Source organism: Micromonospora sp. NPDC005299, from assembly GCF_042872345.1.
GTDB lineage: Bacteria > Actinomycetota > Actinomycetes > Mycobacteriales > Micromonosporaceae > Micromonospora.
Genome location: NZ_JBIAKG010000002.1, coordinates 360,929 through 383,881 on the forward strand (window position 1 = coordinate 360,929; position 22,953 = coordinate 383,881).

A 22,953-nucleotide genomic window follows, 5' to 3' on the forward strand; every position below is an offset into this window, starting at 1 on the left:
CGACGCCGGTGTCGGAACGGCTCCGCCGTGGCGGAGAATGCCCGTTGTGGCCGGGCTGACCGGTACGGAGGATATCAACACTTGTTACTCTGAGTCAACGGCGCGTCGGTTTGCTGACCGTCCGTAGTGGTCACACGAGCGGCCTGTGAACTGCGAAGAAGTGTCGCTATTCAGTTGCGGAACTTGATCTTCCCACAGCTCGCGCACAGTTTGCGTCAACGCAGCGTCACCGACTTCCCGGGCCGATGGTGGGCGGTTGACGCCCCGTTGACGGTGCCGGCGGCACCGTGTCGCCAGTCGTGCGGCGAGACCGGTCGCCACGCACCGGGACGCATTCAGGGGAGGCCGCGCAATGGACCGTTCGCTCATCGTCGCCAAGGTGGTGCCGACCGCCGAGGATCGGGTCGCCGAGATCTTCGCCGCGTCCGACGCGACCGAGCTGCCCGGCCTGGTCGGCGTCCGGCACCGCTCCCTCTACCGGCTGCACGACCTCTACGTCCATCTCCTGGAGACGGAGGCGCCGACCGAGGGGGCCGTGGAGGAGGCGCGCGGACATCCCGAGTTCGTCCGGGTCAGCGAGCGGCTGCGCCCGTTCATCTCGCCGTACCTGCCGACCTGGCGCTCGCCGCGCGACGCCATGGCCCACTGCTTCTACCGGTACGACGCCCCCGGGCGGCGGCCGTGACCACCACCGCACCCCGGGACGAGCAACTCTGGTCCCGCTGCGACGGCTGCGCCTCGCTGCTCTACCGCAAGCGGCTGCGGCGCAACCTCGACGTCTGCCCGGAATGCGGGTCGCACGCCCGGCTCGACGCCCCCGACCGGGTGGCGCAACTGGTCGACCCGGACTCGTTCACCCCGCTGCCGGACCGGGCGGTGCGGGTCGACCCGATCGGGTTCGTGGACGCGCTGCCCTACCCGCACCGGCTCGGCGCGGCCCGCGCCGGCTCCGGCCTGGACGAGGCCGTGCTGTGCGGGACCGCCCGGGTGGGCGGCCACCCGGTCGCCCTGGCGGTGATGGACTTCCGCTTCCTCGGCGGCAGCCTCGGCTGCGCGGTCGGCGAGCTGATCACCCGTACCGCCGAGCGGGCGCTGGCCGACGCCACGCCGCTGGTGCTCGTCACCGCGTCCGGTGGGGCACGGATGCAGGAGGGCGCGCTGTCGCTGATGCAGATGGCCACGGTCAGCCAGGCCGTCGCCGGCCTGCGCGAGGCGGGGCTGCTCACCGTCAGCGTCGTCACCGACCCCACCTACGGCGGGGTGGCCGCCTCCTTCGCCACCAACACCGACGTGGTGCTCGCCGAGAGCGGCGCCCGGCTGGGCTTCGCCGGCCCCCGGGTGATCCGCCAGGTCACCGGCGCCACGCTGCCCGAGGGCTTCCAGACCGCCGAGTTCCTGCTCCGGCACGGCCAGGTCGACCTGGTGGTGCCCCGGCACGCGCTGCGCGGCCGGTTGACGGCGCTGCTCGCCGCCGCCGAGGCCGGCCGGCGGGTGCCCGTACCCCGGCAGGAGCCGGCGCCGCGACCGGCCGTCACGGCCGACGCGCCCGGGCCGGCCCGGGACGCCTGGGAGACGGTTCGCACGGCCCGGCACCCCGGCCGGCCCACCACCCTGGACTACCTGGAGACCGCCTTCGACGGCTTCGTGGAACTGCACGGCGACCGGATCGGCGCGGACTGCCCGGCGGTCGTCGGCGGGGTGGCCCGGCTCGACGGCCGGCCGGTGATGGTGATCGGCCACCAGAAGGGACACACCACCGCGGAGCTGGTGGCCCGCAACTTCGGCATGGCCAGCCCGGCCGGGCACCGCAAGGCGCTGCGGCTGATGCGCCTCGCGGCCCGGCTCCGCCTGCCGGTGGTCACCCTGGTGGACACCCCGGGCGCCGACCCGGGCGTGGACGCCGAGCAGCAGGGCCAGGCCGCCGCGATCGCCGAGAACATCCTCGCGCTGAGCGTGCTGCCCACGCCGGTCGTCGCGGTGGTCACCGGCGAGGGCGGCAGCGGCGGCGCGCTCGCCCTCGCGGTCGCCGATCGCGTGCTGATGCTGGAGCACGCCGTCTACTCGGTGATCAGCCCGGAGGGCTGCGCCGCGATTCTCTGGCCGGACAGCTCGGCCGCGCCACAGGCCGCCCGGGCGCTCCGGCTCACCGCCGCCGACCTGTGCCGGCTCGGGGTGGTCGACGAGGTGGTGCCCGAGCCGCGGCCCGCCGCCCACCGCGACCCGGCCGGCGCGGCCGAGCTGCTGGGCCGGGCCGTGACGGCGAACCTCGCCCCGCTGCTCGCCGTGCCGCCGACCACCCTGGTCCGCCGGCGGCGGCAGCGGTTCCGCCGCTTCGGCGCGGCCCGCTCGGCCGGCGTGAACCCGCCGATCCAGGCCACTGATCGCATACGAACGGAGGTGGCGCGATGAGCGCGGACGGCGGGGCCGAGGAGGTGCTGGAGGGGTTGAGCCGGCACGCCCGCAAGCTGGTCGCCGAACTCGCCGGCCCGGTGCGCCGGGTACGGCTGCGCAGCGGCGAGACCGTGCTGGAGGTGGAGTGGCACCACCCGGCCCCGCCGGCGCCCGCGCCGCGCGCCGAGGTGGACCCCGTCGCCGCACCGCAGGTCGAGGCGGCGCCCGTGACGGACCGGCCGGCGGTGCGGGCGCCCGTGGTGGGCACCTTCTACCGGGCCCCCGAGCCCGGCGCCGCCCCGTTCGTCGTGATCGGCGACGTGGTCCGGCCCGGCCAGGTGGTCGGCATCGTCGAGGCGATGAAGCTCATGAACGAGGTGACCGCCGGCCAGGCCGGACGGGTGGTCGAGGTGCTGGTGGAGGACGGCAAGCCCGTCGAGTACGACCAGCCGCTGATCGCCCTGGAACCGCTCACCGGACGGGACGCGTGATGTTCGACAAGGTGCTGATCGCCAACCGGGGCGAGATCGCGCTGCGGGTGCTGCGGGCCTGCCGGGAGCTGGGCGTCCGGACGGTGGTGGTGCACTCCAGCGCCGACGCCGACTCGCTTCCGGTGCGGCTGGCCGACGAGACCGTCCAAATCGGGCCGGCGTCCAGCCGGCAGAGCTACCTGAACGCCGCCGCGATCGTCGAGGCGGCCCGGCAGACCGGCGCGCAGGCCGTGCATCCCGGCTACGGGTTCCTCTCCGAGGACGCCGACTTCGCCGAGATCTGCGCGGAGAACGGCCTCGTCTTCGTGGGCCCGCCGCCGCAGGTGATGGCCGCCCTCGCGGACAAGTCCACGGCGCGGGCGCTGATGAGCCGGGCCGGCCTGCCACTGCCGCCGGGCAGCGTGCGGACCCTGCCGACCGCCGCCGACGCGCTCGACGTGGCCGCCGAGGTCGGCTACCCGGTGATCGTCAAGGCGGCCGCCGGCGGGGGTGGGCGCGGGATGACGGTGGTCCGCTCGGCCGCCGAGCTGCCCCGCGCATACGCCCGCACCCGCGCCGCCGCCCAGGTCGCCTTCGGCGACGACCGGGTGTACGTCGAGCGGTACCTGGCCGACGCCCGGCACGTCGAGGTGCAGGTGCTCTGCGACGGCCACGGCAACGGGATCCACCTGGGCACCCGGGACTGCTCGGTGCAGCGCCGGCACCAGAAGCTCATCGAGGAGGCGCCCGCCCCGGCGCTACGACCGGCCACCCTGGACACCCTCGCGGAGACCGCGCTGCGCGGTGCCCTCTCGGTCGGCTTCACCGGCGCCGGCACCGTCGAGTTCCTGGTGGACGAGGCGGAGCGCTGCCACTTCCTGGAGATCAACTGTCGGATCCAGGTGGAGCACCCGGTGACCGAGCTGGTCACCGGCATCGACCTGGTCCACGAGCAGCTGCACGTGGCCGCCGGCACGCCGCTGCGCTGGCGGCAGGAGGACGTCCGGCTGCGCGGGGTGGCGGTCGAGTGCCGGGTCAACGTGGAGGACCCGGACCGCGACTTCGCCCCGGCCCCCGGCCGGCTGGACCGCTTCCGGCCGCCCGGCGGCCCGTTCACCCGGGTGGACACCCACGGCCACGTCGGCTACCTGGTCAGCCCGCACTACGACTCGCTGCTGGCCAAGGTGGCGGTCTGGGCGCCGGACCGGGACGGCGCGCTGGACCGGCTCGACCGGGCGCTCGGCGAGTTCGACGTGGCCGGCCCGGGGGTGCGCACCACCATCCCGTTCGCCCGGCGGGTCCTGCGCGACGCCGCCTTCCGCGCCGGGCGGCACACCACCGCCCTGGTCGACCGCCTGCTCCACCCGCCCGCCGCCGACGCCGTACCGGTCGCCGCCCCGCCGCACGACGGCGCCGGCGCGCCCGCCTACCGCGCCGGACCGGCCGTGCCCGACATCCGCGCCGACGCCGACCCGGCCGGCCGTACCCCCGTCACCGCCGTGCCCGCCGCCGGCCCGAACGCCTGGAGGAACCCATGACCGTCGCTTCCGACCGACCGCTTACCAACGAGATCACCGACATCCTGGTGACCCACTGCGGCCTGGACGCCGACGCGGCCGCCCGCACCCCGGCCGCCAGCCTGGAGGAGCTGGGCATGGACTCGCTGGCGCTGCTCGAACTCTCCGCGGTCGTGTCCGACCGGTGGCGGGTGAAGATCCCGGAGCAGGCCGGGCAGCTCAGCATCGCCGGCGTCGCCGACCTGGTGGCCCGCAAGGCGGACCCGCCCGGGCACACCGAGAACGCGGTCGACATCGCCGCCCCGCTGCCGCTGGTCTGGGAGATCACCAACGACGTCGCCCGGTGGACCGAGCTGTTCACCGAGTACGCGGTGGTCGAGATCCTGCACCAGGAGGGCGACACGGTCCGGTTCCGGCTCACCATGCACCCCGACGAGAACGGCACGTCGTGGAGTTGGGTCAGCGAACGCACCGCCGACCCGGCCACCCGCGAGGTGCGCGCCCGGCGGGTGGAGACCGGCCCGTTCGAGTACATGCGCATCTACTGGCGCTACGACGAGATCCCCGGCGGCACCCGGATGAGCTGGGTGCAGGACTTCGCCATGAAGCCCACCGCGCCGGTCGACAACGCCGGCATGACCGAGCGGATCAACACCAACAGCAAGGTCCAGCTCGCCGTCATCAAGGAGCGGATCGAGCGGGCGCACGCGGGAGGCGCGCGATGACCGACACCACCACCGCCCGGGTCTCCGTCCACGACGTCACCGCCGACCGGCGGCGCGGCGGCGAGCTGCGGGTGCTGCTCGGCCCGAAGACCGTCGGCAGCACCTCCGGCTTCCTGGGGGTGGCCACCCTCGCGCCCGGGGAGCGGATCGCCGAGCACTACCACCCCTACAGCGAGGAGTTCCTCTACGTCGCCCGCGGCGTCATCACCGTCGACCTGGACGACCGGCCGGTGCCCCTCGCGGCCGGGGAGGCGCTCTTCGTGGCCAAGGACGTGCGGCACCGGCTGCGCAACACCGGCGACGAGCCGGCCGAGGTGGTCTTCCACCTCGGGCCCCTCGCCCCCCGCCCGGAACTCGGCCACGTCGACACCGAGGGCGCCCCACCACCCCGGAAACCGTCGTGACCGGCCGACGCACCGTGGTCACCGGCGTCGGCGTCGTCGCGCCCGGCGGCGCCACCCGGGACCGGTTCTGGAAGACCATCACCGAGGGGCGGACCGCCACCCGGCGGATCAGCTTCTTCGACCCGTCGCCGTTCCGCTCGCAGATCGCCGCCGAGTGCGACTTCGACCCGGACGCCGCCGGCATCACCCTGGCCGAGCGGCAGCGCGCCGACCGGTACGTGCAGTTCGCCCTCGCCTGCTCCGCCGAGGCGCTCGCCGACAGCGGCCTGACACTCTCCGACGCCGACCGGGAACGGGCCGGCGTGGTGCTCGGCACCGCGGTCGGCGGCACCATGGCGCTGGAGAAGGAGTACGTCCGGGTCAGCGACTCCGGCCGGCAGTGGCTGGTCGACCACACCCTCGGCGGGCCGTACCTGTACCAGGCGCTGATCCCGAGCAGCCTGGCCGCCGACGTGGCCTGCCGGCACGGCCTGCACGGCCCTGCGCAGGTGGTCTCCACCGGCTGCACCTCCGGCATCGACGCCATCGGCTACGCCCACCAGCTCGTCGCCGACGGCGAGGCGGACATCGTGCTGGCCGGGGCCGCCGACTCGCCGATCTCCCCGGTCACCGTCGCCTCGTTCGACGCCATCGGAGCGACCAGCCCGGACAACGACGACCCGGAGCACGCCTCCCGGCCGTTCGACGCCGACCGGCACGGCTTCGTCCTGGCCGAGGGCGCGGCCGTGCTGGTGCTGGAGGAGGCCGAGCATGCCCGCCGCCGGGGCGCGCACGTCTACTGCGAGGTGGCCGGCTACGCCAGCCGCAGCAACGGCTTCCACATGACCGGGCTGCGCCCCGACGGCGCGGAGATGGCCGTGGCGATCACCGACGCGCTGCGCCAGGCCCGGCTCGCCCCGTCGGCCGTGTCGTACGTCAGCGCGCACGGCTCCGGCACCCGGCAGAACGACCGGCACGAGACCGCCGCGTTCAAGCGGGCGCTGGGCGCGACGGCGTACCGGGTGCCGATCAGCTCGATCAAGTCGATGGTCGGGCACTCGCTCGGCGCGATCGGCTCCATCGAGATGGCCGCCTGCGCGCTGGCCATCGAGTACGGCGTGGTGCCGCCCACCGCCAACTGGGCCACCCGGGACCCGGAGTGCGACCTGGACTACGTGCCCAACGAGGCCCGGGAGGTGCCGGTGGACGTGGCGCTGTCGGTGGGCAGCGGCTTCGGCGGCTTCCAGTCCGCGATGATCTTCCGCCGGCTGGCGGTCACCCCGTGACCGCCCGGGCCGTGGTGACCGGGATCGGGGTGGTCGCACCGACCGGTGTGGGCGCCGACGCGCACTGGCACTCGGTGCTCGCCGGCACCCGGCACACCGGGCCGATCACCCTGTTCGACCCGGCCGGCTACCCGACCCGGATCGCCGGGGAGGTGCCCGACTTCGACCCGGCCGGCTTCAGTGACACCCGGCAACGGGTGCAGACCGACCGGTGGACGCACCTCGGCTTCGCCGCCACCCGGCTGGCGCTGGCCGACGCCGGCCTGCCCGAGGAGGCCCCCGACCCGTACCAGTGGGCGGTCACCCTGGCCAGCTCGTCCGGCGGGAACCTGTTCGGGCAGCGCGAGCTGCAACGGCTGTGGGGCGGGCCGAGCCGGACCGTCGGGGCGTACCAGTCGATCGCCTGGTTCTACGCGGCCAGCGTGGGGCAGCTCTCCATCCGGCACCAGCTCAAGGGGCCCTGCGGGGTGACCGTCTCCGAGTCGGCCGGCGGGCTGGACAGCCTCGCCCACGCGGTGCGGACCATCCGTCGCGGCACTCCGCTGGTGGTGGCCGGGGCGACCGAGTGCCCGCTCAGCCCGTACGCGCTGGCCTGCCAGCTCCGCTCCGGGCTGCTCAGCGACGTGGCCGACCCGGAGCGGGCGTACCGGCCGTTCGACGCGGGCGCCGCCGGTTACGTGCCCGCCGAGGGCGGCGCCGTCTTCGTGGTGGAGGAGCTGGGGCACGCCCTCGCCCGGGGCGCCCGGATCTACGGGGAGATCACCGGCTGGGCGGCCACCCACGACGCCGCCCCGACCGACCCGGAGGCAGGCCCCGACCCGACCCACTACGCCCGGGCGCTGCGCCTGGCCCTGGACCGGGCCGCGGTCCGCCCGCACGACGTGGACGTCATCTGGCCGGACGCGCTGGGTGTGCCGGCGTACGACCGGGCCGAGGCGGCCGCCCTGCGCGCGGTCTTCGGCCCGGCGAACCCGCCGGTGACCACCCAGAAGCCGCTGACCGGCCGGGCCCACCAGGGCGGTTCGGCGCTGGACGCGGCCACCGCGCTGCTCGCCTTCCACCACGGCCTGCTGCCCGCCTCGGCCGGACCGGAGCAGCCGGCGCCCGGCTGCGAGCTGACCTTCCTGCGCCGGCCGCGCCCGCCGCGCAGCCGCATCGCCCTGGTCGGGGCGCGCGGCTTCGACGGCTTCAACAGCGCGGTGGTCCTCCGCGGCGCCGCGCCCCCGCCGGCGGGGAGCGAGAGGTGACGGGGGCGGCCGGCCCTGGTACGCCGTCCGCTGCGCCGCGTCACGATGGTCGAGCCAGGTACGCCGTCTTGACGTCGCCGGAGAACCCGCAGGCTCGGTAGAAGGCGTGGGTCGCCGGCCTGCGCGAGCCCGTCATCAGCATCGCCTTGTAACAGCCCGCGTCCCACGCGGCCTGGAGCGTGCCGGCCATGATCTGCCTACCCAGGCCGACGCCGCGCCGCGACTCCTCGACGACGACGTTCTCGATGACGGCGTATGGCGATGCCGATCGGGTGATGTTGGGAATCACGTTGAGGTACGTGGTGGCGACGACGAGCCCGTCCAGTTCGAGGACGAACAGGTGCAGCGCCGGATTGCTCAGAATCTGCGCGAAGGCCCGTTCGTCAGATCCGTCGGTCAAACGCGGATCGTCGGGCTGCAATTGCCGGTAGAGGCGGATGAGCTGCGCGAAGTCGTCGGGTCGGGCCGCACGGAACATGCCCCGAGCGTAGACACCCGTCGGACCGCACCGCACTCCGCCGAGCACAGCGTCGGACGGCCGGCGGGGTACCGAGCCGACGTGCAGCCGATCCTGCCTGTCCGATCGATCCTGAGCAATCCGCCCAGCCGCTCTCATTGATCTAGCCAGTTACATGTAGCAATGCATGGAACGGCTGTCGTAGTGTTCCGTCAGCACCCCGGAGAACGCACCTGATGGGCGGATTCGCCCACTTCGAGGCTGGGCGGTGGGCGGTCGTGACAGCACATCCTATGGCGGAAGATCCTGCGTCGACAGCGGACAGTTGGGTGGACGACATCCTGTTCACCGGGCCCGTACCTGTTCGGCCGCACCGGCTCCGGCCCTGGCCCGGGTCGGCTACCCCGGCTGCGAGGGCGTCCTCAACCTGGCCCGAGGCGTCCTCATGACCGGCATCCTCCTCACCGGACTGACAGTGCCCCCGGCCCCGCCTCCCGCCGTGTTGATCAAGAGGTTTGCGTCACCCGGAGCGCCGATCCCGACGCAAACCTCTTGATCAACCGCAGGGCTGCGGGCGGAGGTGGGCGCCGAGGACGCGGAGGGTCTCGGCCGTGGCGACGGCGTCGCTGCGGGCGCTGCCGTGGCGGCCATCGCTGCTGTACAGCGACGGATCCGCGACGAGCGGGTGGTCGGTCAGGTGCACGTGCAGCGTGCCGAGGCGTTCCGTCAGCCGCCCGGTGTGCGCGGAGAGCCGCCGCATCCGCTCGCCCAGGGCCGCCCGCAGCGGATCCGGCACGGCCGGGCTGTGCGACACGTCGAACATGCCGACCGTGATGACGTCCGCCCCGGCGCCCTGGAGCGCGGTGACCATCGCGGTCAGCTCCGCGTCCACCGCCTCCGGGTCGTCCCCCGGGGTGGAAGGCGTCGTTGCCGCCGCACACCACCAGCGCCAGATCCGGCACGAACTCCAGCGCCGGTGCCAACTGGGTCGCCCGCACCTCGTGTGCCCGGAGCCCGCGCCGCCCCAGGTTCAGGTACGCCAGCTCGGGCCGCACCGCGCGCAGCTCGGCGCCGATCCGGTCGGCCCACTGGAGGTCGGGGTAGCCGTCGACCGGCTCGCACATGCCCTCGGCCACGCTGTCGCCCAGCACCACGAACCGCCGCCATGGATGCCCCCGCAGCAGCTCGCCGGCCTCACCGGGGCGCAGGCACCACGGATTCCTCGCTTCGGTCACCGTCGATCCCATGCCCGCACGCTAACCGAGCCGTACCGGATCCGTCGATCATGCGGTCGACGGCCGCGCACCCGGGATAATGGCGGGGTGCAGGTGGCTGTGTGCGGGCCGGCGGAGGCCACGCCGGAGGAGCTGGCGCAGGCCCGGCGGGTGGGGGAGCTGCTGGCCGAGCGCGGGGTCACCGTGCTCTGCGGCGGGGGCGGCGGGGTGATGGCCGCGGTCGCCGCCGGCGTCCGCGACCGCGCCGGCCTGGTCATCGGGATACGCCCCGACGACGGCACCGGCCCCGCCCCCGTCGAGCTGTCCGCCTCGGTGGTGACGAACATGGGCCAGGCCCGCAACGCGATCCTGGTGTGGAGCGCGGACGCGGTGATTGCGATCGGCTGTTCCTGGGGGACGCTCAGCGAGGTGGCGCTGGCCCTGCGGCGCGGCGGGATCCCGGTGGTGGTGCTCGGCGGCTGGCGGATCCTCGACGCCCACGGCGATCCGGTCCCCGGGCCGGTCCATGCGGCCACCCCCGAGGACGCCGTGCGCCTGGCCCTCCCGGATCCGCCGGGGCCGGCTCGTCCCGGTCCGGCTGCGCGGTGACCCTCCGGGGCCGGCTCGTGCGGGTCCGGTCGCGTGCTGATCCGCAGGTCGATGGTCGTCGTCACCGGCGGGCGGGGGGTACCGCCGGGGCGGGGCCGAGTCGCGTCGGCCGGTCGGCGCGCGCGTCCGTCGCGAGCAGCGTTCGCACCCGCACGAGCAGCAGCAGGTTCACCAGCACCAGCGGGAAACCGGCGAACTCGTGGTCGAGCAGCCAGAAGACCTGCACCACCAGTAGTTGCAGGACCAGCGCCGCGGCTGCGAGCCGCAGCGCGCCGTGCCGTCGTCCGGCCCGCCACCTGGCCAGCCCGAGGAGGGTGAGCAGCATCGACGCGGCGGCCGCCGCCGCGTGCACCTGGTGAGCGGCGGCCGGCTCCCGGGCCAGCAGCACGAGCGGCCGCCCCAGGGTGACGACCACGAACAGCGCGGTCGCGGTGAGGACGGTCGGCGCCGACGGCAGGCGCACGCCGGTCGACAGCCGTTCCAGCGGCAGCCCGGCGAACCGCCGCGCCGGGGCGACCGGAACGGCCTCCTCGCCCGCCGGCGCCGCCACCGCGTCGGCCCGGTCGTGCAGCCGGTTGACCAGGCGCTCCCGGTCGTTGAGCGGGCGATGGTGCACGCCGAGGCGGACCGCCAGCCAGACGAGGACGAAGGTGCCGTGGATGATGGCGGCGACCGGCTCGTAGAAGTAGTTGTTGTCCGCGGTGACGAACTTGCCGACCTCGTCGATGAAGAGTCCGAACCCGACTCCGCCGATCATGGCAGCGAGCCGGGCGACCCGGGGACCGAGGAAGAGCAGCGACAGCAGCTGACCGGTCAGCATCCCCAGCCCGCCCCAGAGGACGTGTGCCACGTGCAGACCGCCCGAGCCGACCTCGGGATAGTCCGCCGCCGCCAGGAAGGCGCGGGTCACCCCGATGCCGAGCACCGCGCTGACCAGGAACAGCTCGAGGCGTTCCGCCCCGGCCGCGGAACGGATCAGGACGGGTCGCCCGACCGGCGCGTGCCGAATACCCACCCCGCCCATGCTCGGCGACGGGCCCGCCGGGGACATCAGGTGTACTCCCCGGCCGGTCCCCGAACCCTGACCCGCACGGGTGTTCAGCCGGCCCGGCGTCCAGGTCGGGCGAACGGGGGTCGACGATCGGTCCGTCCGGCGCGGCGTCGCCGAGGATGCACCGGATGTTCCTGTGGATTCAGTCGAGCAGCGCCAGCAGATCCCCCGGTCGGGCCGCGCTGAGGTCCGCGGCCTCCGTGGGGTCGTACTGGTGGCCCCAGGCCGCGGCCACCGCCACCGCGCCGCTGTCCCGGGCGGCGCGCAGGTCCAGCGGCGAGTCACCCACGTACGCGGCGCGGCCCGGCGGCACGCCCAGCCGCCGGCAGGCCAGCTCGACGCCGTCGGGCGCCGGCTTGGGGCGCGGCACCTGGTCCCCGCCGAGGACGACCCGGAAGCGGCCGAGCAGGCCGACCCGGTCGAGCAGGATCTGGGCCGCGCGGTGGCTCGCACCGGTGAACAGGCCCACCGGCACCCGGGCGGCGACCTCGGCGAGCACCTCGGCGACCCCGGGGTAGACGGTGACCCGCTCGGCGAGCGCGGCCAGGTGGGCGTGGTAGGCGGTCAGGTCCGCGTCGGTGGCCGGCCGCCCGAGCAGGTGGGTCAGCAGATCGACCGGCGAGCCGAGCGAGTAGCCCGCGATGACCTCGGCGTCGGTGCGCTCCGGCCCGCCGCCGGCCAGCACGGCCGCCCGATAGGCAGCCGGCACCACCTCGTGCGACTCGATCAGCGTGCCGTCCATGTCGAAGACGATCCCGGCCAGCGGCCCGCTCATTCGGTCTCCGCCCGGTGGGCGGCGGCGAGCCGCTTCGGGGCGCGCGCGTACCAGGCCTCGGTGATCAGCTCGGTCAGCTCCTCGACCCCGATCCGGTCGAGCCGGACCAGCACCGCCGGGTAGCCCTCGAAATGCGGCGTGGTGAAGTAGATCTCGGGGTCGTCGGCGAGCAGCGCCTCCTTGACGCCCAGGTCGGGCACCCGGGCGCCGAGGATCGGGCCGTCGGGCGCGGTGTCGCCCAGCGCGTCGAGGTCGGCGCGGCGCAACGGCCGCTCCCAGACGAAGAGCTTGTCGCGCACCCGCCAGGCCGGCAGGTCGTCGTGCGAACCACGCTCGCCGGTCTCGGGCAGGGCGAGCGCGATCCGGCGGACATCGTCCCAGGTCGCCATGGGCCCGACCCTACGCCGCCGCACCGACGGTTCCCCGGCTTCAGCCGCCCAGCGCGATCGGCCGGAGCAGGGCGAGGTCGTGGTGGTCCACGTCGCGCAGTGGATAGCCGGTGCGGAAGCGCAGCTGCTGGGCCGCCGACAGGCAGGGGACGGGCCGCCCGTCGACGGTGCCGGTGGTGAAGCCGTCGGCGGCGTAGCGGAGCTCCGCGCCGTCCAGCCCGGCCTGCACCCCGCTGCCGTCCGGGCGGAACGCCACCGGGTGCAGGTCCACCCTGCGTCCGTCCGGCGCGGTCAGCTCGGCCCGGACCGGCAGCCAGTCCACCGTGGTCGCGAAGCCGAGCCGGCCGAGCAGCGCCAGCACGTCCGCCTGCTGGGCCGCGTCCACCGCGAGGTCGAGGTCCCCGTGCGGGCGGGTCACGCGCCCCACCAGGGCGTCCACCGCCCAGCCGCCGGCCACCCAGGCGCGCAGCCCGGCCGCGCGGAACTCGGCCAGCAACGCGGTCACCTGTTCCCCCTGCACGGCGGGAGATCCTGGCAGACTGGCGGCACGTCCGCCAACGAGATGGGTCTCAGATGCGCAGGATCATCGTGGCGTTGTCGGTCTCCCTCGACGGCTACTTCGAGGGGCCCGGTGGCGACCTGAGCTGGCACCGGGTCGACGACGAGCTGCACCGGCACTTCATGCCCGGGGTGTTCGACGCCGGCCGGCGGGCCCAGGAGCAGGCGGCCGCCTTCCTGCGAGCGCGGATCGGGCTCACCCCGGCTGGTTCGACCGCCGGCACGGCGGCGGGTGGGCCGGACCATGGCTGACCCCACGACGGCCGCCACCGCGCGTCCGGCGGTGCCCGGCCGGCGACCGGGCGACCCGGCGGATGCCACGACGCCCGGCGTCCCGCTGGACGCGACCGCCGTCGAGCCGGCGGTGCCGGACCGGCGACGGGAGGACTCGGCGGGTGCCACGACGACCGGCGTTCCGCTGGACGCGGCCCACGTCGGGTCGGCCGTGCCGGAGCCGCCGCCGGCCGACCTCGCCGGCCCGGACGCCCGGGCCGTATCCGCGTTCGCGCCGCCGGCGAGCCTGGCCGACTTCGCCGAGCTGGCCCGGGCGGCGCTTCCCGCCGAGGTGTGGGACTTCGTGGCCGGTGGCAGCGGCGCCGAGACCACGCTGACCGCGAACCGCGCCGCGCTGGACCGGGTGGCGGTGCTGCCCCGGATGCTGGCCGGGGTGGACGTCGCGTCGACCGAGGCGCCGCTGCCCGGTGGCCGGTACGCCCTGCCGGTGGCGGTCGCGCCGATGGCGTACCAGAAACTGCTGCACCCGGACGGCGAGGTGGGCCTCGCCGCGGCGGCCCGCGCGGCCGGCGTGCCCTACGTGGCGAGCACCCTGGCCAGCACACCGATCGAGGAGGTCGCCGCGATCGGCGGGACGGTCTGGTTCCAGCTCTACTGGCTGCGCGACCGGGGCATGGTGGCCGACCTGCTGGACCGGGCGCTGACCGCGGGCTGCGCCGGGCTGATGGTCACCGTCGACGTGCCGGTGCTCGGCCGGCGGCTGCGCGACGTGCGCAACGGCTTCACCCTGCCGCCGCACGTCACCGCGGCGAACCTGCCCGGCGGCCGGAACGACCTGGCCCACCAGGGCATCCCCGGGGTGTCCGCGGTGGCCGCGCACACCGGGGCGGTCTTCGCCCCTGCGCTGAGCTGGGCCGACCTGGCCTGGCTGCGGGAGCGTACCCCGGTGCCGTTGCTGGTGAAGGGCATCCTGGACCCGCGCGACGCGGTCCGCGCGGCGGAGCTGGGGGTGGACGCCGTGGTGGTCTCCAACCACGGCGGACGGCAGCTCGACGGCGCACCGGGCAGCGCGGCCGTGCTGCCCGAGGTGGTCGACGCGGTGGGGGAGCGCTGCGCGGTGCTGCTGGACAGCGGCGTGCGCGGCGGCACCGACGTGCTGCGCGCCCTCGCCCTCGGCGCGGCCGGCGTGCTGGTCGGCCGGCCGCTGCTCTGGGCCCTGGCGGCCGGCGGGCGGGCCGGCGCCGAGGCGGCCCTGGCGCTGCTCGCCGCCGAGTTGCGCGACGCGTTCATCCTCAGCGGCTGCGCCGACCCGGCGGCCGCCCGCGAGCTGCGCACCCTGACTCAAGGCTGACGTGGAGCCGGTGGACCTGGCCGTCACGGCCCTGCACCCGAGCGTGGACGACCCCGCGCTGAACTCGATGAACTTCCTGAACGAGGTGGCGCAGCACTACCCGGACGCGGTATCGCCGCCGGCCGGCCGTACGAGGAGTTCTTCGACTTGGCGGTGCTGCACGAGCACCTGGACGCCTTCCGCCGGCATCTCGCCGACGACCTCGGCCTGAGCCCGGTCCAGGTCGACCGGACGCTGCTCCAGTACGGCCGGACCAAGGGCATCGTGCACCACCTGATCGCCCGCAACCTGGCCGTCGACGAGCAGCTCACCGTCGACCGGAGGCGATCGTGGTGACCGTCGGCTGCCAGGAGGCGATGTTCCTGGCGCTGCGCGCGCTGCGAGCCGGGCCGCGGGACGTGCTGCTCGCCGTCGCCCCCACGTACGTCGGGCTGACCGGCGCGGCCCGCCTGGTGGACCTGCCGGTGCGCCCGGTAACCGGCGGCCCGGACGGCATCGACCTGGCCGACCTGCGCGACCAGGTGCACCGCGCCCGGGCCGAGGAGCTGCGCCCGCGCGCCTGCTACGTGATGCCCGACTTCGCCAACCCCTCCGGGGTCCGCATGGACCTGGCCCAGCGGCGGCGGCTGCTCGACCTGGCCGCCGAGGAGGACCTGCTGCTGATCGAGGACAACCCGTACGGCCTCTTCCCGGCCGCCGGCGCCGAGCGGCTGCCCACCCTCAAGGCGCTGGACACCCGCCGCCGGGTGGTCTACCTCGGCTCGTTCGCCAAGACCGTGCTGCCCGGCGCCCGGGTCGGCTACGTCGTCGCCGACCAGCGGGTGGCCGGCCCCGACGGCGCGGTCGGCCCGCTCGCCGACCAGCTCGCGAAGATCAAGAGCATGGTAACCGTGAACACCTCGCCGATCAGCCAGGCGGTGTCGGCGGGGCGCTGCTGGCCCACGACTGCTCCCTGGTCGCGGCGAACGTCCGGGAGCGGGCCGCGTACGCCCGCAACCTGCGGCACCTGGTCGACGGGCTCGCCCGCCGCTTCCCGGCCGGCGGCCCGGTGCGCTGGGACGTCCCGGCCGGCGGCTTCTTCGTGGTGGTCACCGTGCCGTTCGCGGTGGACGACGCGCTGCTGCACCGCTCGGCCCGCGAGTACGGCGTGCTCTGGACCCCGATGGCGCACTTCTACGACGCCGGCACCCCGGTGAACGCGCTGCGGCTGTCGGTCAGCGCGGTCACCCCGGAGCAGATCGACCTGGGCCTGGAACGGCTCGCCGCGCTGATCACCGAGGAGTCGGCCGGCGCGGTCGGCACCGCCGTCAGCGCGCGTGCAGCCCCCTGATCTCGCCGGATCCGCGCACCACCAGTCGGGTGGCGACCGGGTGGATGGTGGGTCGCCACTGATCTCCGTCCAGCCGCCGGAAGATCAGCGAGGCGGCCACCCGCCCCATCTCGGCCGGGTCCTGGGCGACCACCGTGACCGCCGGCTGGAGGAGGTCGGCCAGGGGGAAGTCGTCGAAGCCGACGAGGGCCACCTCGTGCTGCCGGCCAAGTTCCTGCAGGGCGCGGATGGCGCCGATGGTGACCAGGTTCTGGGAGGTGAACAGCGCCGTCGGGGCCGGATCGTCGCGCAGCAGCCGGCGGACCGCTTCCGCCGAGTCGCGCTCGGTGTGCAGGTCGTGGACCATGGTGGCCGGCCGGATGCCGTGATCGCTCAGCGCCTCCTTGAAGCCCTGCGCGCGCTGCCGGGCCGTCGCGATGGTCCGCAGGTCGCCCAGGTACGCGATGTCCCGGTGGCCGTGCGTGACGAGGTGGTGCACCGCGGTGGCGGCCCCGTGGTGATTGTCGGACAGCACGGCGTCGACCGCCAGGCCGACCGGCGGCCGGTCCACGAACACGACCGGGGTGCCGGCCGCGACCTCCCCGGCCAGGTAGCTCTGGTCGTCGGTGGCGGGCACCACGACCAGGGCGTCGGCCTGCCGCATCGTGAAGGCGTGCACCAGCTCCCGCTCCCGTTCCGGGCTCTCGTCCACGCTGCCGGCGAAGATGAGCACGCCCCGGTCCCGGGCGGCGTCCTCGAGGGCCCGGTGCAGGGCGGCCGAGAAGGGGTTGGCCAGATCCTCCAGGACCGCGGCGATGGCCGCGCTGCGGCCGCTGGACCGCCGCAGGCTACTCGCGGTGAAGTTCGGCCGGTAGTCGAGCTGGGCGATCGCCCGGCGTACCGCGGCGAGCTTCGGCGCGGAGACCCCCGCCTCTCCGTTGACCACCCGCGAGACCGTCTTGGTGCTGACCCCGGCCAGCAGCGCGACGTCTCGGAGCGTGGGCCGGGCCTTGACGCCGGCCGGCGGGGCGGAGGCGGCAGCGTGCATGGGCGCTCCTACCGGAAGGGAGTGCGTGCGGTGGCGGGTGGGCCATGGCGAAACGGCCCCACCCGCCGTTGATCGTCTGCCAGGTTAGCGCCACACCGACCGCAACGGCCGGACCGTGAGCGAGCGCACCACCACGGCGCCGCCCTCGGCGAACAGGCCGGTCCCGTCGCTCGTGGGCGCCGGGAAGATCTGGTCCGTCACGGTGGTCTGCCCGGCGCCGCCGAACACCTCGACGGAGGAACGATCCACGTACACCGTCATCCGTACCCGCTTGCCGTCCACCGGCAGGGGACCGGAGTGCACGGCGGGGAAGGGCGGGGCGGCCTGCCGGCCGGAGCGCGTCCGGTCGACGAAGATGCGGCCTGCCCCCGCGTCGTACCCGATCAGCGTCCGTTCGTCGCCACCGGCGCGTACCTGGAGGCCGAACCGGCGGGCGTCGCGGAGCTCGAACTCCGCCCGGATCTCCAGCACCGTGCCGTCCGCCGCGGCGGGCAGGTCGCGCACCCCTGCCGGGACGGTGGTGTCCCGCACGGTGTACGCCGGGCCATCGCCCCGCAGCGAGGTGAGCTGCGCGGTCGGCGACTGGACCAGGCGGACCCGGCCGTCGATCGTGCGCAGGGCGAGTTCCCGGGGCAGGGCCATCGCGCCGCGCCAGGGCGCGGTCGGGACACTGCCGGCGTACTGCCAGTTGTTCAGCCAACCGATCGCGACCCGCCGCCCGCCCGGGGCGTTGTTGTACGTGACCGCGGCGTAGTAGTCCGCGCCGTGGTCGAGCCAGTCGTAGTGGTCCAGCTCGCGCGGCGCTGGCCGGTCGGCGAACATCACGTGGTCGACGAGGATGTGCCCCCAGCCGCCCGAGTTGAAGTCGTTGACCTCCAGGTGGGCCCGCTTCCCGGCGAGGTCGCGGACGTCCCAGGCGACCCAGTCAAGGCGCTCGCTGTCCGTCCCGGTCGCGGTCCGGACCACCTGCGCGTCCACGACCAGGTTCACCGCGGTCTCCACCGCGCGGGGCAGGACAGGCTCGTCGCCGGCGACGAGCTGGTCCACCAGCAGGTGGCCCCAGCCGCCGGTGTTCTCGTCCACGATCCGCAGCTGGGCGCTGCGGCCACGGAACTCGGTCACGTCCCAGTCGCGCCAGTTCATGAAGCCGGAGAAGTTGCCGGTGGCGGTGCGCACCACCCGGCCGTCCACCAGCAGCTCGACCACCGTCCGCCCGGTGCCGTCGTCGAGGTGTCCGCCGGCCCCGACGAGCAGGCCGAGGTGGTCGCGGTCGACGGTGAAGGCGGGCGAGGTCAGGGTGCCGGTCGTCGAGTCGGCCTCGAAGAAGGTGGTGAGCAACTTGTCGCCGACGTGGCCGCGTTCCCACCGGGCCGGGCCCAACACCGGCGCGCGGTCGCGCAGGCCGCCGGTCGCCGTCCAGCCCGCCTGCTCGTACGTTTCACCGTCGGGCAGCTCGAAGTCGATCACCGGTTCGGCGCCGGCCGGCACGAAGTCCGTCGTCGTGTCTGGCAGGTGCGGGTGCGCGCCCCCGCCGACGAGCAGGTTGAGGTAGCCCCGGTCGATGGTGAAGTCGGGGGAGACGACCCGGCCGCGGGGGGCGTCGAAGCCGAGGAAGCTGTTCACCAGGGCCCCGCCCCGGAAACCGCCGACCTGCTGCTGGCCCGGCACCGTGCCCGGGTACGGGGCGCCGCCGAACGGCCCCGGTCCCAGCACCGGGCCGTTCTCCACCGTCCAGCCGGCGTAACCGTCCTCGAAGTCGGCGAAGAGTGTCCCGGCCGGCGACTCCGCCTCGCCGGTCACCACGTTGTCGGCGGTGAAGGTGGTGCCGTCCCAGTCGCCGACGAAGTACTGCGCGCCCGAACCGCCGGCGACCGCGCCGGGGTTGAGGTTGACGATCAGCACCCACTTCGGGTGCGCCGGGTCGCCGTCGACGGGCAGCTCGAACAGGTCCGGCACCTCCCACACACCACCGACCGCGTTGGCCGGACCGAAGTCGCTCAGGTGGGTCCACGACCGCAGGTCGGCCGAGCCGTAGAAGCTCACCTTGTGCTCGGTGGCCCGGACCACCGCCATGGTCCAGCGACCGGACCTGGTGTCCCAGAAGACCTTGGGATCGCGGAACTCCCGCGAACCGAGGTCCAGCACCGGGTTTCCGGCGTATCTGGTCCAGGTGCGACCCCGGTCGGTGCTGTACGCCAGCGACTGGGCCTGGATGCCGGTGGCCGGGTACCAGCTGGTGTAGACGGCGACCATCGCAGGCGCGCCGGGTCGGCCGAAGCCGGCGGTGTTCCGCTCGTCGACCACCACCGACCCGGAGAAGATGTGCTCGTCGGCCGAGTACGGGATGGCCAGCGGCAGCTCCTCCCAGTGCACCAGGTCCCGGCTGACCGCGTGCCCCCAGGACATGTTCCCCCACTGCGCGCCCTCGGGGTTGTACTGGTAGAAGAGGTGCCACTCGCCCTGGTACCAGACGAGCCCGTTCGGATCGTTCATCCAGTTGCGCGCCGGGCTGAAGTGCAGCTGTGGCCGGTACGGCTCGTCCCTGGTCGCCGCTCCCGCGGCAGCGGTGCCCGGTGCCGCCGCCACGAGAGCCGCGGCCGCGCACACTGCCAACCATCGGCGGATCCTCATCCCATCCTCCGTCCTTCGAGGACGCCCGGACCGACCGGGGTCGGTGCCGGGCGTGACCGTGGGGCGAATCCTGAGCCGGTTTTGACATCGATGTCAAGGGGGGCGTGCGAGTTACGTGGCGGTTAGAGAAAACCAGCGGCAAAGGCATTGACATCTTCCGGCTACTGCGCCGAAACTGCCCTGACATCGTTGTCAAACTGCCCGCCCACCGTGGGTCCCTGATGGGAGAACACATGATCCAGCGCATCGGCCGCCGCCGCGCCGCTCTGCTGGCCGCCGTAGCGGCGACCGGCATGGTCGCCGCCGGCTGCGGTGACAGCTCGGGTGACGGCGGCTCCGGCGACAAGAGCGTCGCGGTAGCCCTGATCACCAAGAACTCCACGAACCCGTTCTTCGTCACCATGCAGCAGGGCGCGAAGAAGGCCGCCGAGGCGGAGGGCGTGAAGCTGACCCTGGCCTCCGGCAAGGAGGACGGCGACGAGGCCGGCCAGGTGCAGGCCATCGAGGACGCCATCGCCCGCGGTGACGAGGGCATCCTGATCACCCCGAACGGCCCCGGCGTCAACCCGGCCATCAAGAAGGCCCGCGACGCCGGCCTCTACGTGATCGCGCTGGACACCCCGCCCGATCCGGCGAACACCGTGGACATCACCTTCGCCACCGACAACTTCACGGCCGGCGAGCTGATCGGCAAGTGGACGGCCACCCAGCTCGCCGGCAAGCCGGCCACCATCGCCCTGCTCGACCTCTTCAATGACAAGATCGTCTCCGTCGACTACAACCGGGACCAGGGCTTCCTGACCGGCATGGGCATCGGCACCGGCGACACGAAGAAGAACGGCGACGAGGCGAAGACGGGCAGTTACTCGGGCGGCAGCTACACGATCGCCTGCAACGAGCCGACCAACGGCGCCGAGGACGGCGGCCGGACGGCCATGGAGAACTGCCTGACCAAGAACCCCGACATCAACGTCGTCTACACCATCAACGAGCCGGCCGCGGTCGGCGCGCACAAGGCCCTCCAGGCAGCCGGCAAGACCCAGGGTGTCCTGGTCGTCTCGGTCGACGGCGGCTGCGACGGCGTACGGCAGGTCAAGGACGGCGTCATCGGCGCCACCTCGCAGCAGTACCCGCTGAAGATGGCCGAGCTGGGCGTCCAGGCGATCAAGAAGATCGCGAACGACGGGGAGAAGCCGAAGGTCTCCGAGGGCCTGGACTTCTTCGACACCGGCGTCGCCCTGGTCACCGACAAGCCGGCCGCCGGCGTCGAGAGCATCACCAGCGCCGACGGCGCCCAGCGCTGCTGGGGCTGACCATTCCCGCCACGGTCGAGGGCCCGGGGCATCCTCCGCCCCGCGCCCTCGGCCGGGCAGTCCGTCCGCCACCGCCGAATCCGGCAGGGAGCCTCCGATGACCGCCACGATCCCACCCACCACCGCCGCGCAGCAGTTCGCGCTGCGCCGGCACACGCCACTGCGACGTGTTCAGCACCTGCTGCACGCGCACCCTGCGATCAGCCCGTTCCTCGTGCTGGTCATCTCGTTCGTCGTCTTCTCCGCGCTGAACCCGCGCTTCGCGTCACCCAACTCGCTCTCGCTGGTGCTCCAGCAGGTGGCCGTGATCGGCGCGCTCGCCGTCGGGCAGACGCTGATCATCCTGACCGCCGGCATCGACCTCTCGGTCGGCGCCATCGTCATCCTGGCCATGATGCTCTCCGCGAAGCTGGCCGAGGGGCAGGGACTGCCGGGCCTCCTCGCCATCGTCCTCGCCATCGCGGTCGGCGCGGCTGCGGGCGCGCTCAACGGGGCGCTGGTGACCCGGCTCAAGCTGCCGCCGTTCATCGTCACGCTCGGCACGCTGAGCGTCTTCACCGCCCTCGGGCTGCTCTACTCGAGCGGCCAGAGCGTCCAGGCCACCGACCTCCCGGCGGTGCTGAGCTGGACCGGTGAGTCGTTCCCGGTGGGTCGGTTCCGGATCACCTTCGGGGTCGTCGCGGTCCTCGTCCTCTACCTCGCGGTGGGCTACGCCCTGGCCAAGACCGCCTGGGGACGGCACGTCTACGCCGTGGGCGACGACAAGGAGGCCGCCCGGCTGGCCGGCATCCGGGTCGACCGGGTGCTGCTCAGCGTCTACCTCGTCGCCGGCGCGATCTACGGCCTCACCGCCTGGATCCTCATCGGACGCGCCGGCGCGGCCAGCCCCAACGCCATCACGGACGCCAACCTGGAGAGCATCACCGCCGTCGTCATCGGTGGCACCAGCCTCTTCGGTGGCCGGGGCGCGGTGCTGGGCACCCTGCTCGGCGCGCTGATCGTCGGCTTCTTCCGCAGCGGCCTGTCCCTGGCCGGAGTGGACGACCAGTACCGGGTACTCGCCGTCGGCCTGCTGGTGATCCTCGCCGTGGCCGTGGACCAGTGGATCAGGAAGGTGAGGTCATGACCACCACCACGCCCGCCCCCGCAGGCCGGTCCGGCGCCGCCGACAGCGGCCAGCGGTCACCGGTGCTGTCGGCCCGGGGCCTGGTCAAGACGTTCGGCAGGGTCGTCGGGCTGGACGGGGTGGACCTCGACCTGTACCCCGGCGAGGTGCTCGCCGTGATCGGGGACAACGGCGCCGGGAAGTCCACTCTGATCAAGTGCCTGACCGGTGCGCTGACGCCCGACGCCGGCGAGATCCTCCTGGCGGGTAAGCCGGCACAGTTCAAGCGGCCGCAGGACGCCCGGGACGCCGGTATCGAGACGGTCTACCAGACCCTCGCCGTCGCGCCGGCCCTGGACATCGCCAGCAACCTCTTCCTCGGTCGGGAGAAGCGCCGGCCGGGCGTGCTCGGTTCGGTCTTCCGGATGCTCGACCACAAGGGCATGCGTCGGGAGGCCGCGCAGGCCCTGGCCGACCTGGGCATCGGCACCCTGCAGAACGTGGCGCAGGCGGTCGAGACGCTCTCCGGCGGCCAGCGTCAGGCCGTGTCGGTGGCCCGGGCCGCGGCTTTCGGCAGCAAGGTGCTCGTGCTCGACGAGCCGACCGCCGCGCTCGGCGTCAAAGAGTCCAACCAGGTGCTGCGGATGATCGAGGAGGTGCGCTCCCGGGGCCTGCCGGTCATCCTCATCAGCCACAACATGCCCCATGTGTTCGAGGTGGCCGACCGGATCCACATCCAGCGACTGGGTCGGTGCGCGGGCGTGGTGACTCCGGCCTCCCACACCATGCCGGAGGTGGTGGCCATCATGACCGGCGCGACCACCATCGAGGAGACGCCGGGCCGTGCGGCGGACTGAACCGCCGTGCACGTGACCGGGGTGGCGCGGGCG

At 74.1% G+C, this 22,953-nt stretch carries 21 protein-coding genes and 3 pseudogenes; 16 read left to right on the forward strand and 8 right to left on the reverse strand.

The annotated features are described in order from the left end of the window. Positions 1 to 352 precede the first annotated feature (352 nt). Genes ACFYPD_RS07050 through ACFYPD_RS07085 form a run of 8 tightly spaced genes read left to right on the forward strand, consistent with a single transcriptional unit; the run spans position 353 to position 8,019 of the window. Positions 353 to 685 carry a TcmI family type II polyketide cyclase gene (locus ACFYPD_RS07050; protein ID WP_387109877.1) on the forward strand — a complete coding sequence of 111 codons (333 nt, stop codon included), beginning with the start codon at positions 353 to 355 and terminating at the stop codon, positions 683 to 685. After that, positions 682 to 2,409 (forward strand): acetyl-CoA carboxylase carboxyltransferase subunit alpha, encoded by a 1,728-nt coding sequence (locus ACFYPD_RS07055; protein ID WP_387109879.1) that lies wholly within the window; start codon positions 682 to 684, stop codon positions 2,407 to 2,409. Before ACFYPD_RS07050 ends, ACFYPD_RS07055 begins: the two co-directional genes overlap by 4 nt. After that, positions 2,406 to 2,882: an acetyl-CoA carboxylase biotin carboxyl carrier protein gene (gene accB, locus ACFYPD_RS07060; RefSeq protein WP_387109880.1), complete on the forward strand. Its 477-nt coding sequence runs from the start codon at positions 2,406 to 2,408 to the stop codon at positions 2,880 to 2,882. The genes ACFYPD_RS07055 and accB overlap by 4 nt, the downstream gene beginning before the upstream one ends. Beyond that, positions 2,882 to 4,399: an acetyl/propionyl/methylcrotonyl-CoA carboxylase subunit alpha gene (locus ACFYPD_RS07065; RefSeq protein ID WP_387109882.1), complete on the forward strand. Its 1,518-nt coding sequence runs from the start codon at positions 2,882 to 2,884 to the stop codon at positions 4,397 to 4,399. The genes accB and ACFYPD_RS07065 overlap by 1 nt, the downstream gene beginning before the upstream one ends. Further along, positions 4,396 to 5,103: an SRPBCC family protein gene (locus ACFYPD_RS07070; protein ID WP_387109884.1), complete on the forward strand. Its 708-nt coding sequence runs from the start codon at positions 4,396 to 4,398 to the stop codon at positions 5,101 to 5,103. Before ACFYPD_RS07065 ends, ACFYPD_RS07070 begins: the two co-directional genes overlap by 4 nt. Continuing rightward, positions 5,100 to 5,507: a cupin domain-containing protein gene (locus ACFYPD_RS07075; RefSeq protein WP_387109886.1), complete on the forward strand. Its 408-nt coding sequence runs from the start codon at positions 5,100 to 5,102 to the stop codon at positions 5,505 to 5,507. The genes ACFYPD_RS07070 and ACFYPD_RS07075 overlap by 4 nt, the downstream gene beginning before the upstream one ends. Continuing rightward, complete coding sequence (locus ACFYPD_RS07080; protein WP_387109887.1) at positions 5,504 to 6,772, forward strand: beta-ketoacyl-[acyl-carrier-protein] synthase family protein; 1,269 nt, start codon at positions 5,504 to 5,506, stop codon at positions 6,770 to 6,772. Before ACFYPD_RS07075 ends, ACFYPD_RS07080 begins: the two co-directional genes overlap by 4 nt. Then, complete coding sequence (locus ACFYPD_RS07085; RefSeq protein ID WP_387109889.1) at positions 6,769 to 8,019, forward strand: beta-ketoacyl synthase N-terminal-like domain-containing protein; 1,251 nt, start codon at positions 6,769 to 6,771, stop codon at positions 8,017 to 8,019. The genes ACFYPD_RS07080 and ACFYPD_RS07085 overlap by 4 nt, the downstream gene beginning before the upstream one ends. Before the next feature lie 40 nt (positions 8,020 to 8,059). Here the strand turns inward: ACFYPD_RS07085 and ACFYPD_RS07090 are convergent, their stop codons facing one another. Beyond that, the gene (locus ACFYPD_RS07090) at positions 8,060 to 8,497 is read right to left on the reverse strand and encodes a GNAT family N-acetyltransferase (RefSeq protein WP_387109891.1); all 438 of its coding nucleotides are present in this window, start codon (positions 8,495 to 8,497) and stop codon (positions 8,060 to 8,062) included. A gap of 324 nt (positions 8,498 to 8,821) precedes the next feature. Between ACFYPD_RS07090 and ACFYPD_RS07095 the strand changes: the two are divergent. Continuing rightward, a pseudogene (locus ACFYPD_RS07095) lies at positions 8,822 to 9,032 on the forward strand (hypothetical protein); the annotation flags it as partial. On the opposite strand, the pseudogene ACFYPD_RS07100 reads toward ACFYPD_RS07095, so the two are convergent. Beyond that, a pseudogene (locus tag ACFYPD_RS07100) lies at positions 9,033 to 9,723 on the reverse strand (SGNH/GDSL hydrolase family protein). Between the two features lie 75 nt (positions 9,724 to 9,798). On the opposite strand from ACFYPD_RS07100, the gene ACFYPD_RS07105 reads away from it, so the two are divergent. Further along, entirely contained in the window at positions 9,799 to 10,299 is a 501-nt protein-coding gene (locus ACFYPD_RS07105; protein WP_387109893.1) for a dethiobiotin synthetase, read from the forward strand. Between the two features lie 61 nt (positions 10,300 to 10,360). Here ACFYPD_RS07105 and ACFYPD_RS07110 read toward each other — a convergent pair whose 3' ends face one another. From ACFYPD_RS07110 to ACFYPD_RS07125, 4 genes are all read right to left on the reverse strand, one after another. Continuing rightward, positions 10,361 to 11,314, reverse strand: coding sequence for a hypothetical protein (locus ACFYPD_RS07110; protein ID WP_387109894.1), 954 nt, complete (start codon positions 11,312 to 11,314; stop codon positions 10,361 to 10,363). A gap of 178 nt (positions 11,315 to 11,492) precedes the next feature. After that, positions 11,493 to 12,125 carry an HAD family hydrolase gene (locus ACFYPD_RS07115; protein ID WP_387109896.1) on the reverse strand — a complete coding sequence of 211 codons (633 nt, stop codon included), beginning with the start codon at positions 12,123 to 12,125 and terminating at the stop codon, positions 11,493 to 11,495. Beyond that, on the reverse strand, positions 12,122 to 12,514 hold the full coding sequence (locus ACFYPD_RS07120; RefSeq protein WP_387109897.1) for an MmcQ/YjbR family DNA-binding protein: 393 nt from the start codon (positions 12,512 to 12,514) through the stop codon (positions 12,122 to 12,124). The genes ACFYPD_RS07115 and ACFYPD_RS07120 overlap by 4 nt, the downstream gene beginning before the upstream one ends. Positions 12,515 to 12,554: 40 nt before the next feature. Continuing rightward, a complete protein-coding gene (locus ACFYPD_RS07125; RefSeq protein WP_387109899.1) occupies positions 12,555 to 13,034 on the reverse strand; it encodes a nucleotidyltransferase domain-containing protein in 480 nt (159 codons plus the stop codon). A 53-nt stretch (positions 13,035 to 13,087) separates the two neighbouring features. Between ACFYPD_RS07125 and ACFYPD_RS07130 the strand changes: the two genes are divergently transcribed. From ACFYPD_RS07130 to ACFYPD_RS07140, 3 genes and pseudogenes are all read left to right on the forward strand, one after another. Then, a complete protein-coding gene (locus ACFYPD_RS07130) occupies positions 13,088 to 13,324 on the forward strand; it encodes a hypothetical protein (RefSeq protein WP_387109900.1) in 237 nt (78 codons plus the stop codon). 193 nt (positions 13,325 to 13,517) lie between these two features. Further along, the gene (locus ACFYPD_RS07135) at positions 13,518 to 14,657 is read left to right on the forward strand and encodes an alpha-hydroxy acid oxidase (RefSeq protein ID WP_387110600.1); all 1,140 of its coding nucleotides are present in this window, start codon (positions 13,518 to 13,520) and stop codon (positions 14,655 to 14,657) included. Between the two features lies 1 nt (position 14,658). Then, positions 14,659 to 15,987 (forward strand): annotated as a pseudogene (locus ACFYPD_RS07140) (PLP-dependent aminotransferase family protein). On the opposite strand, the gene ACFYPD_RS07145 reads toward ACFYPD_RS07140, so the two are convergent. Both ACFYPD_RS07145 and ACFYPD_RS07150 read right to left on the reverse strand, forming a co-directional pair. After that, entirely contained in the window at positions 15,965 to 17,014 is a 1,050-nt protein-coding gene (locus tag ACFYPD_RS07145; RefSeq protein WP_387109902.1) for a LacI family DNA-binding transcriptional regulator, read from the reverse strand. The pseudogene ACFYPD_RS07140 and the gene ACFYPD_RS07145 overlap by 23 nt on opposite strands. A gap of 84 nt (positions 17,015 to 17,098) precedes the next feature. Further along, the gene (locus ACFYPD_RS07150; protein WP_387109904.1) at positions 17,099 to 19,645 is read right to left on the reverse strand and encodes a GH32 C-terminal domain-containing protein; all 2,547 of its coding nucleotides are present in this window, start codon (positions 19,643 to 19,645) and stop codon (positions 17,099 to 17,101) included. 233 nt (positions 19,646 to 19,878) lie between these two features. On the opposite strand from ACFYPD_RS07150, the gene ACFYPD_RS07155 reads away from it, so the two are divergent. The 3 genes from ACFYPD_RS07155 to ACFYPD_RS07165 all read left to right on the forward strand — a co-directional run bounded on the left by ACFYPD_RS07155 (position 19,879) and on the right by ACFYPD_RS07165 (position 22,920). Continuing rightward, positions 19,879 to 20,958 carry a substrate-binding domain-containing protein gene (locus ACFYPD_RS07155; RefSeq protein WP_387109906.1) on the forward strand — a complete coding sequence of 360 codons (1,080 nt, stop codon included), beginning with the start codon at positions 19,879 to 19,881 and terminating at the stop codon, positions 20,956 to 20,958. Between the two features lie 97 nt (positions 20,959 to 21,055). Then, positions 21,056 to 22,084, forward strand: coding sequence for an ABC transporter permease (locus ACFYPD_RS07160; RefSeq protein WP_387109908.1), 1,029 nt, complete (start codon positions 21,056 to 21,058; stop codon positions 22,082 to 22,084). Then, complete coding sequence (locus tag ACFYPD_RS07165; protein ID WP_387109911.1) at positions 22,081 to 22,920, forward strand: ATP-binding cassette domain-containing protein; 840 nt, start codon at positions 22,081 to 22,083, stop codon at positions 22,918 to 22,920. Before ACFYPD_RS07160 ends, ACFYPD_RS07165 begins: the two co-directional genes overlap by 4 nt. The last annotated feature ends 33 nt before the right edge of the window (positions 22,921 to 22,953 follow it).

Coding starts and splice junctions, on each gene's coding strand:
- ACFYPD_RS07050 (WP_387109877.1), top strand. CDS start 353: ATGGACCGTTCGCTCATCGTCGCCAAGGTGGTGCCGACCGCCGAGGAT.
- accB (WP_387109880.1), top strand. CDS start 2,406: ATGAGCGCGGACGGCGGGGCCGAGGAGGTGCTGGAGGGGTTGAGCCGG.
- ACFYPD_RS07065 (WP_387109882.1), top strand. CDS start 2,882: ATGTTCGACAAGGTGCTGATCGCCAACCGGGGCGAGATCGCGCTGCGG.
- ACFYPD_RS07070 (WP_387109884.1), top strand. CDS start 4,396: ATGACCGTCGCTTCCGACCGACCGCTTACCAACGAGATCACCGACATC.
- ACFYPD_RS07075 (WP_387109886.1), top strand. CDS start 5,100: ATGACCGACACCACCACCGCCCGGGTCTCCGTCCACGACGTCACCGCC.
- ACFYPD_RS07090 (WP_387109891.1), bottom strand. CDS start 8,497: ATGTTCCGTGCGGCCCGACCCGACGACTTCGCGCAGCTCATCCGCCTC.
- ACFYPD_RS07115 (WP_387109896.1), bottom strand. CDS start 12,125: ATGAGCGGGCCGCTGGCCGGGATCGTCTTCGACATGGACGGCACGCTG.
- ACFYPD_RS07120 (WP_387109897.1), bottom strand. CDS start 12,514: ATGGCGACCTGGGACGATGTCCGCCGGATCGCGCTCGCCCTGCCCGAG.
- ACFYPD_RS07130 (WP_387109900.1), top strand. CDS start 13,088: ATGCGCAGGATCATCGTGGCGTTGTCGGTCTCCCTCGACGGCTACTTC.
- ACFYPD_RS07145 (WP_387109902.1), bottom strand. CDS start 17,014: ATGCACGCTGCCGCCTCCGCCCCGCCGGCCGGCGTCAAGGCCCGGCCC.
- ACFYPD_RS07150 (WP_387109904.1), bottom strand. CDS start 19,645: ATGAGGATCCGCCGATGGTTGGCAGTGTGCGCGGCCGCGGCTCTCGTG.
- ACFYPD_RS07155 (WP_387109906.1), top strand. CDS start 19,879: ATGATCCAGCGCATCGGCCGCCGCCGCGCCGCTCTGCTGGCCGCCGTA.
- ACFYPD_RS07160 (WP_387109908.1), top strand. CDS start 21,056: ATGACCGCCACGATCCCACCCACCACCGCCGCGCAGCAGTTCGCGCTG.
- ACFYPD_RS07165 (WP_387109911.1), top strand. CDS start 22,081: ATGACCACCACCACGCCCGCCCCCGCAGGCCGGTCCGGCGCCGCCGAC.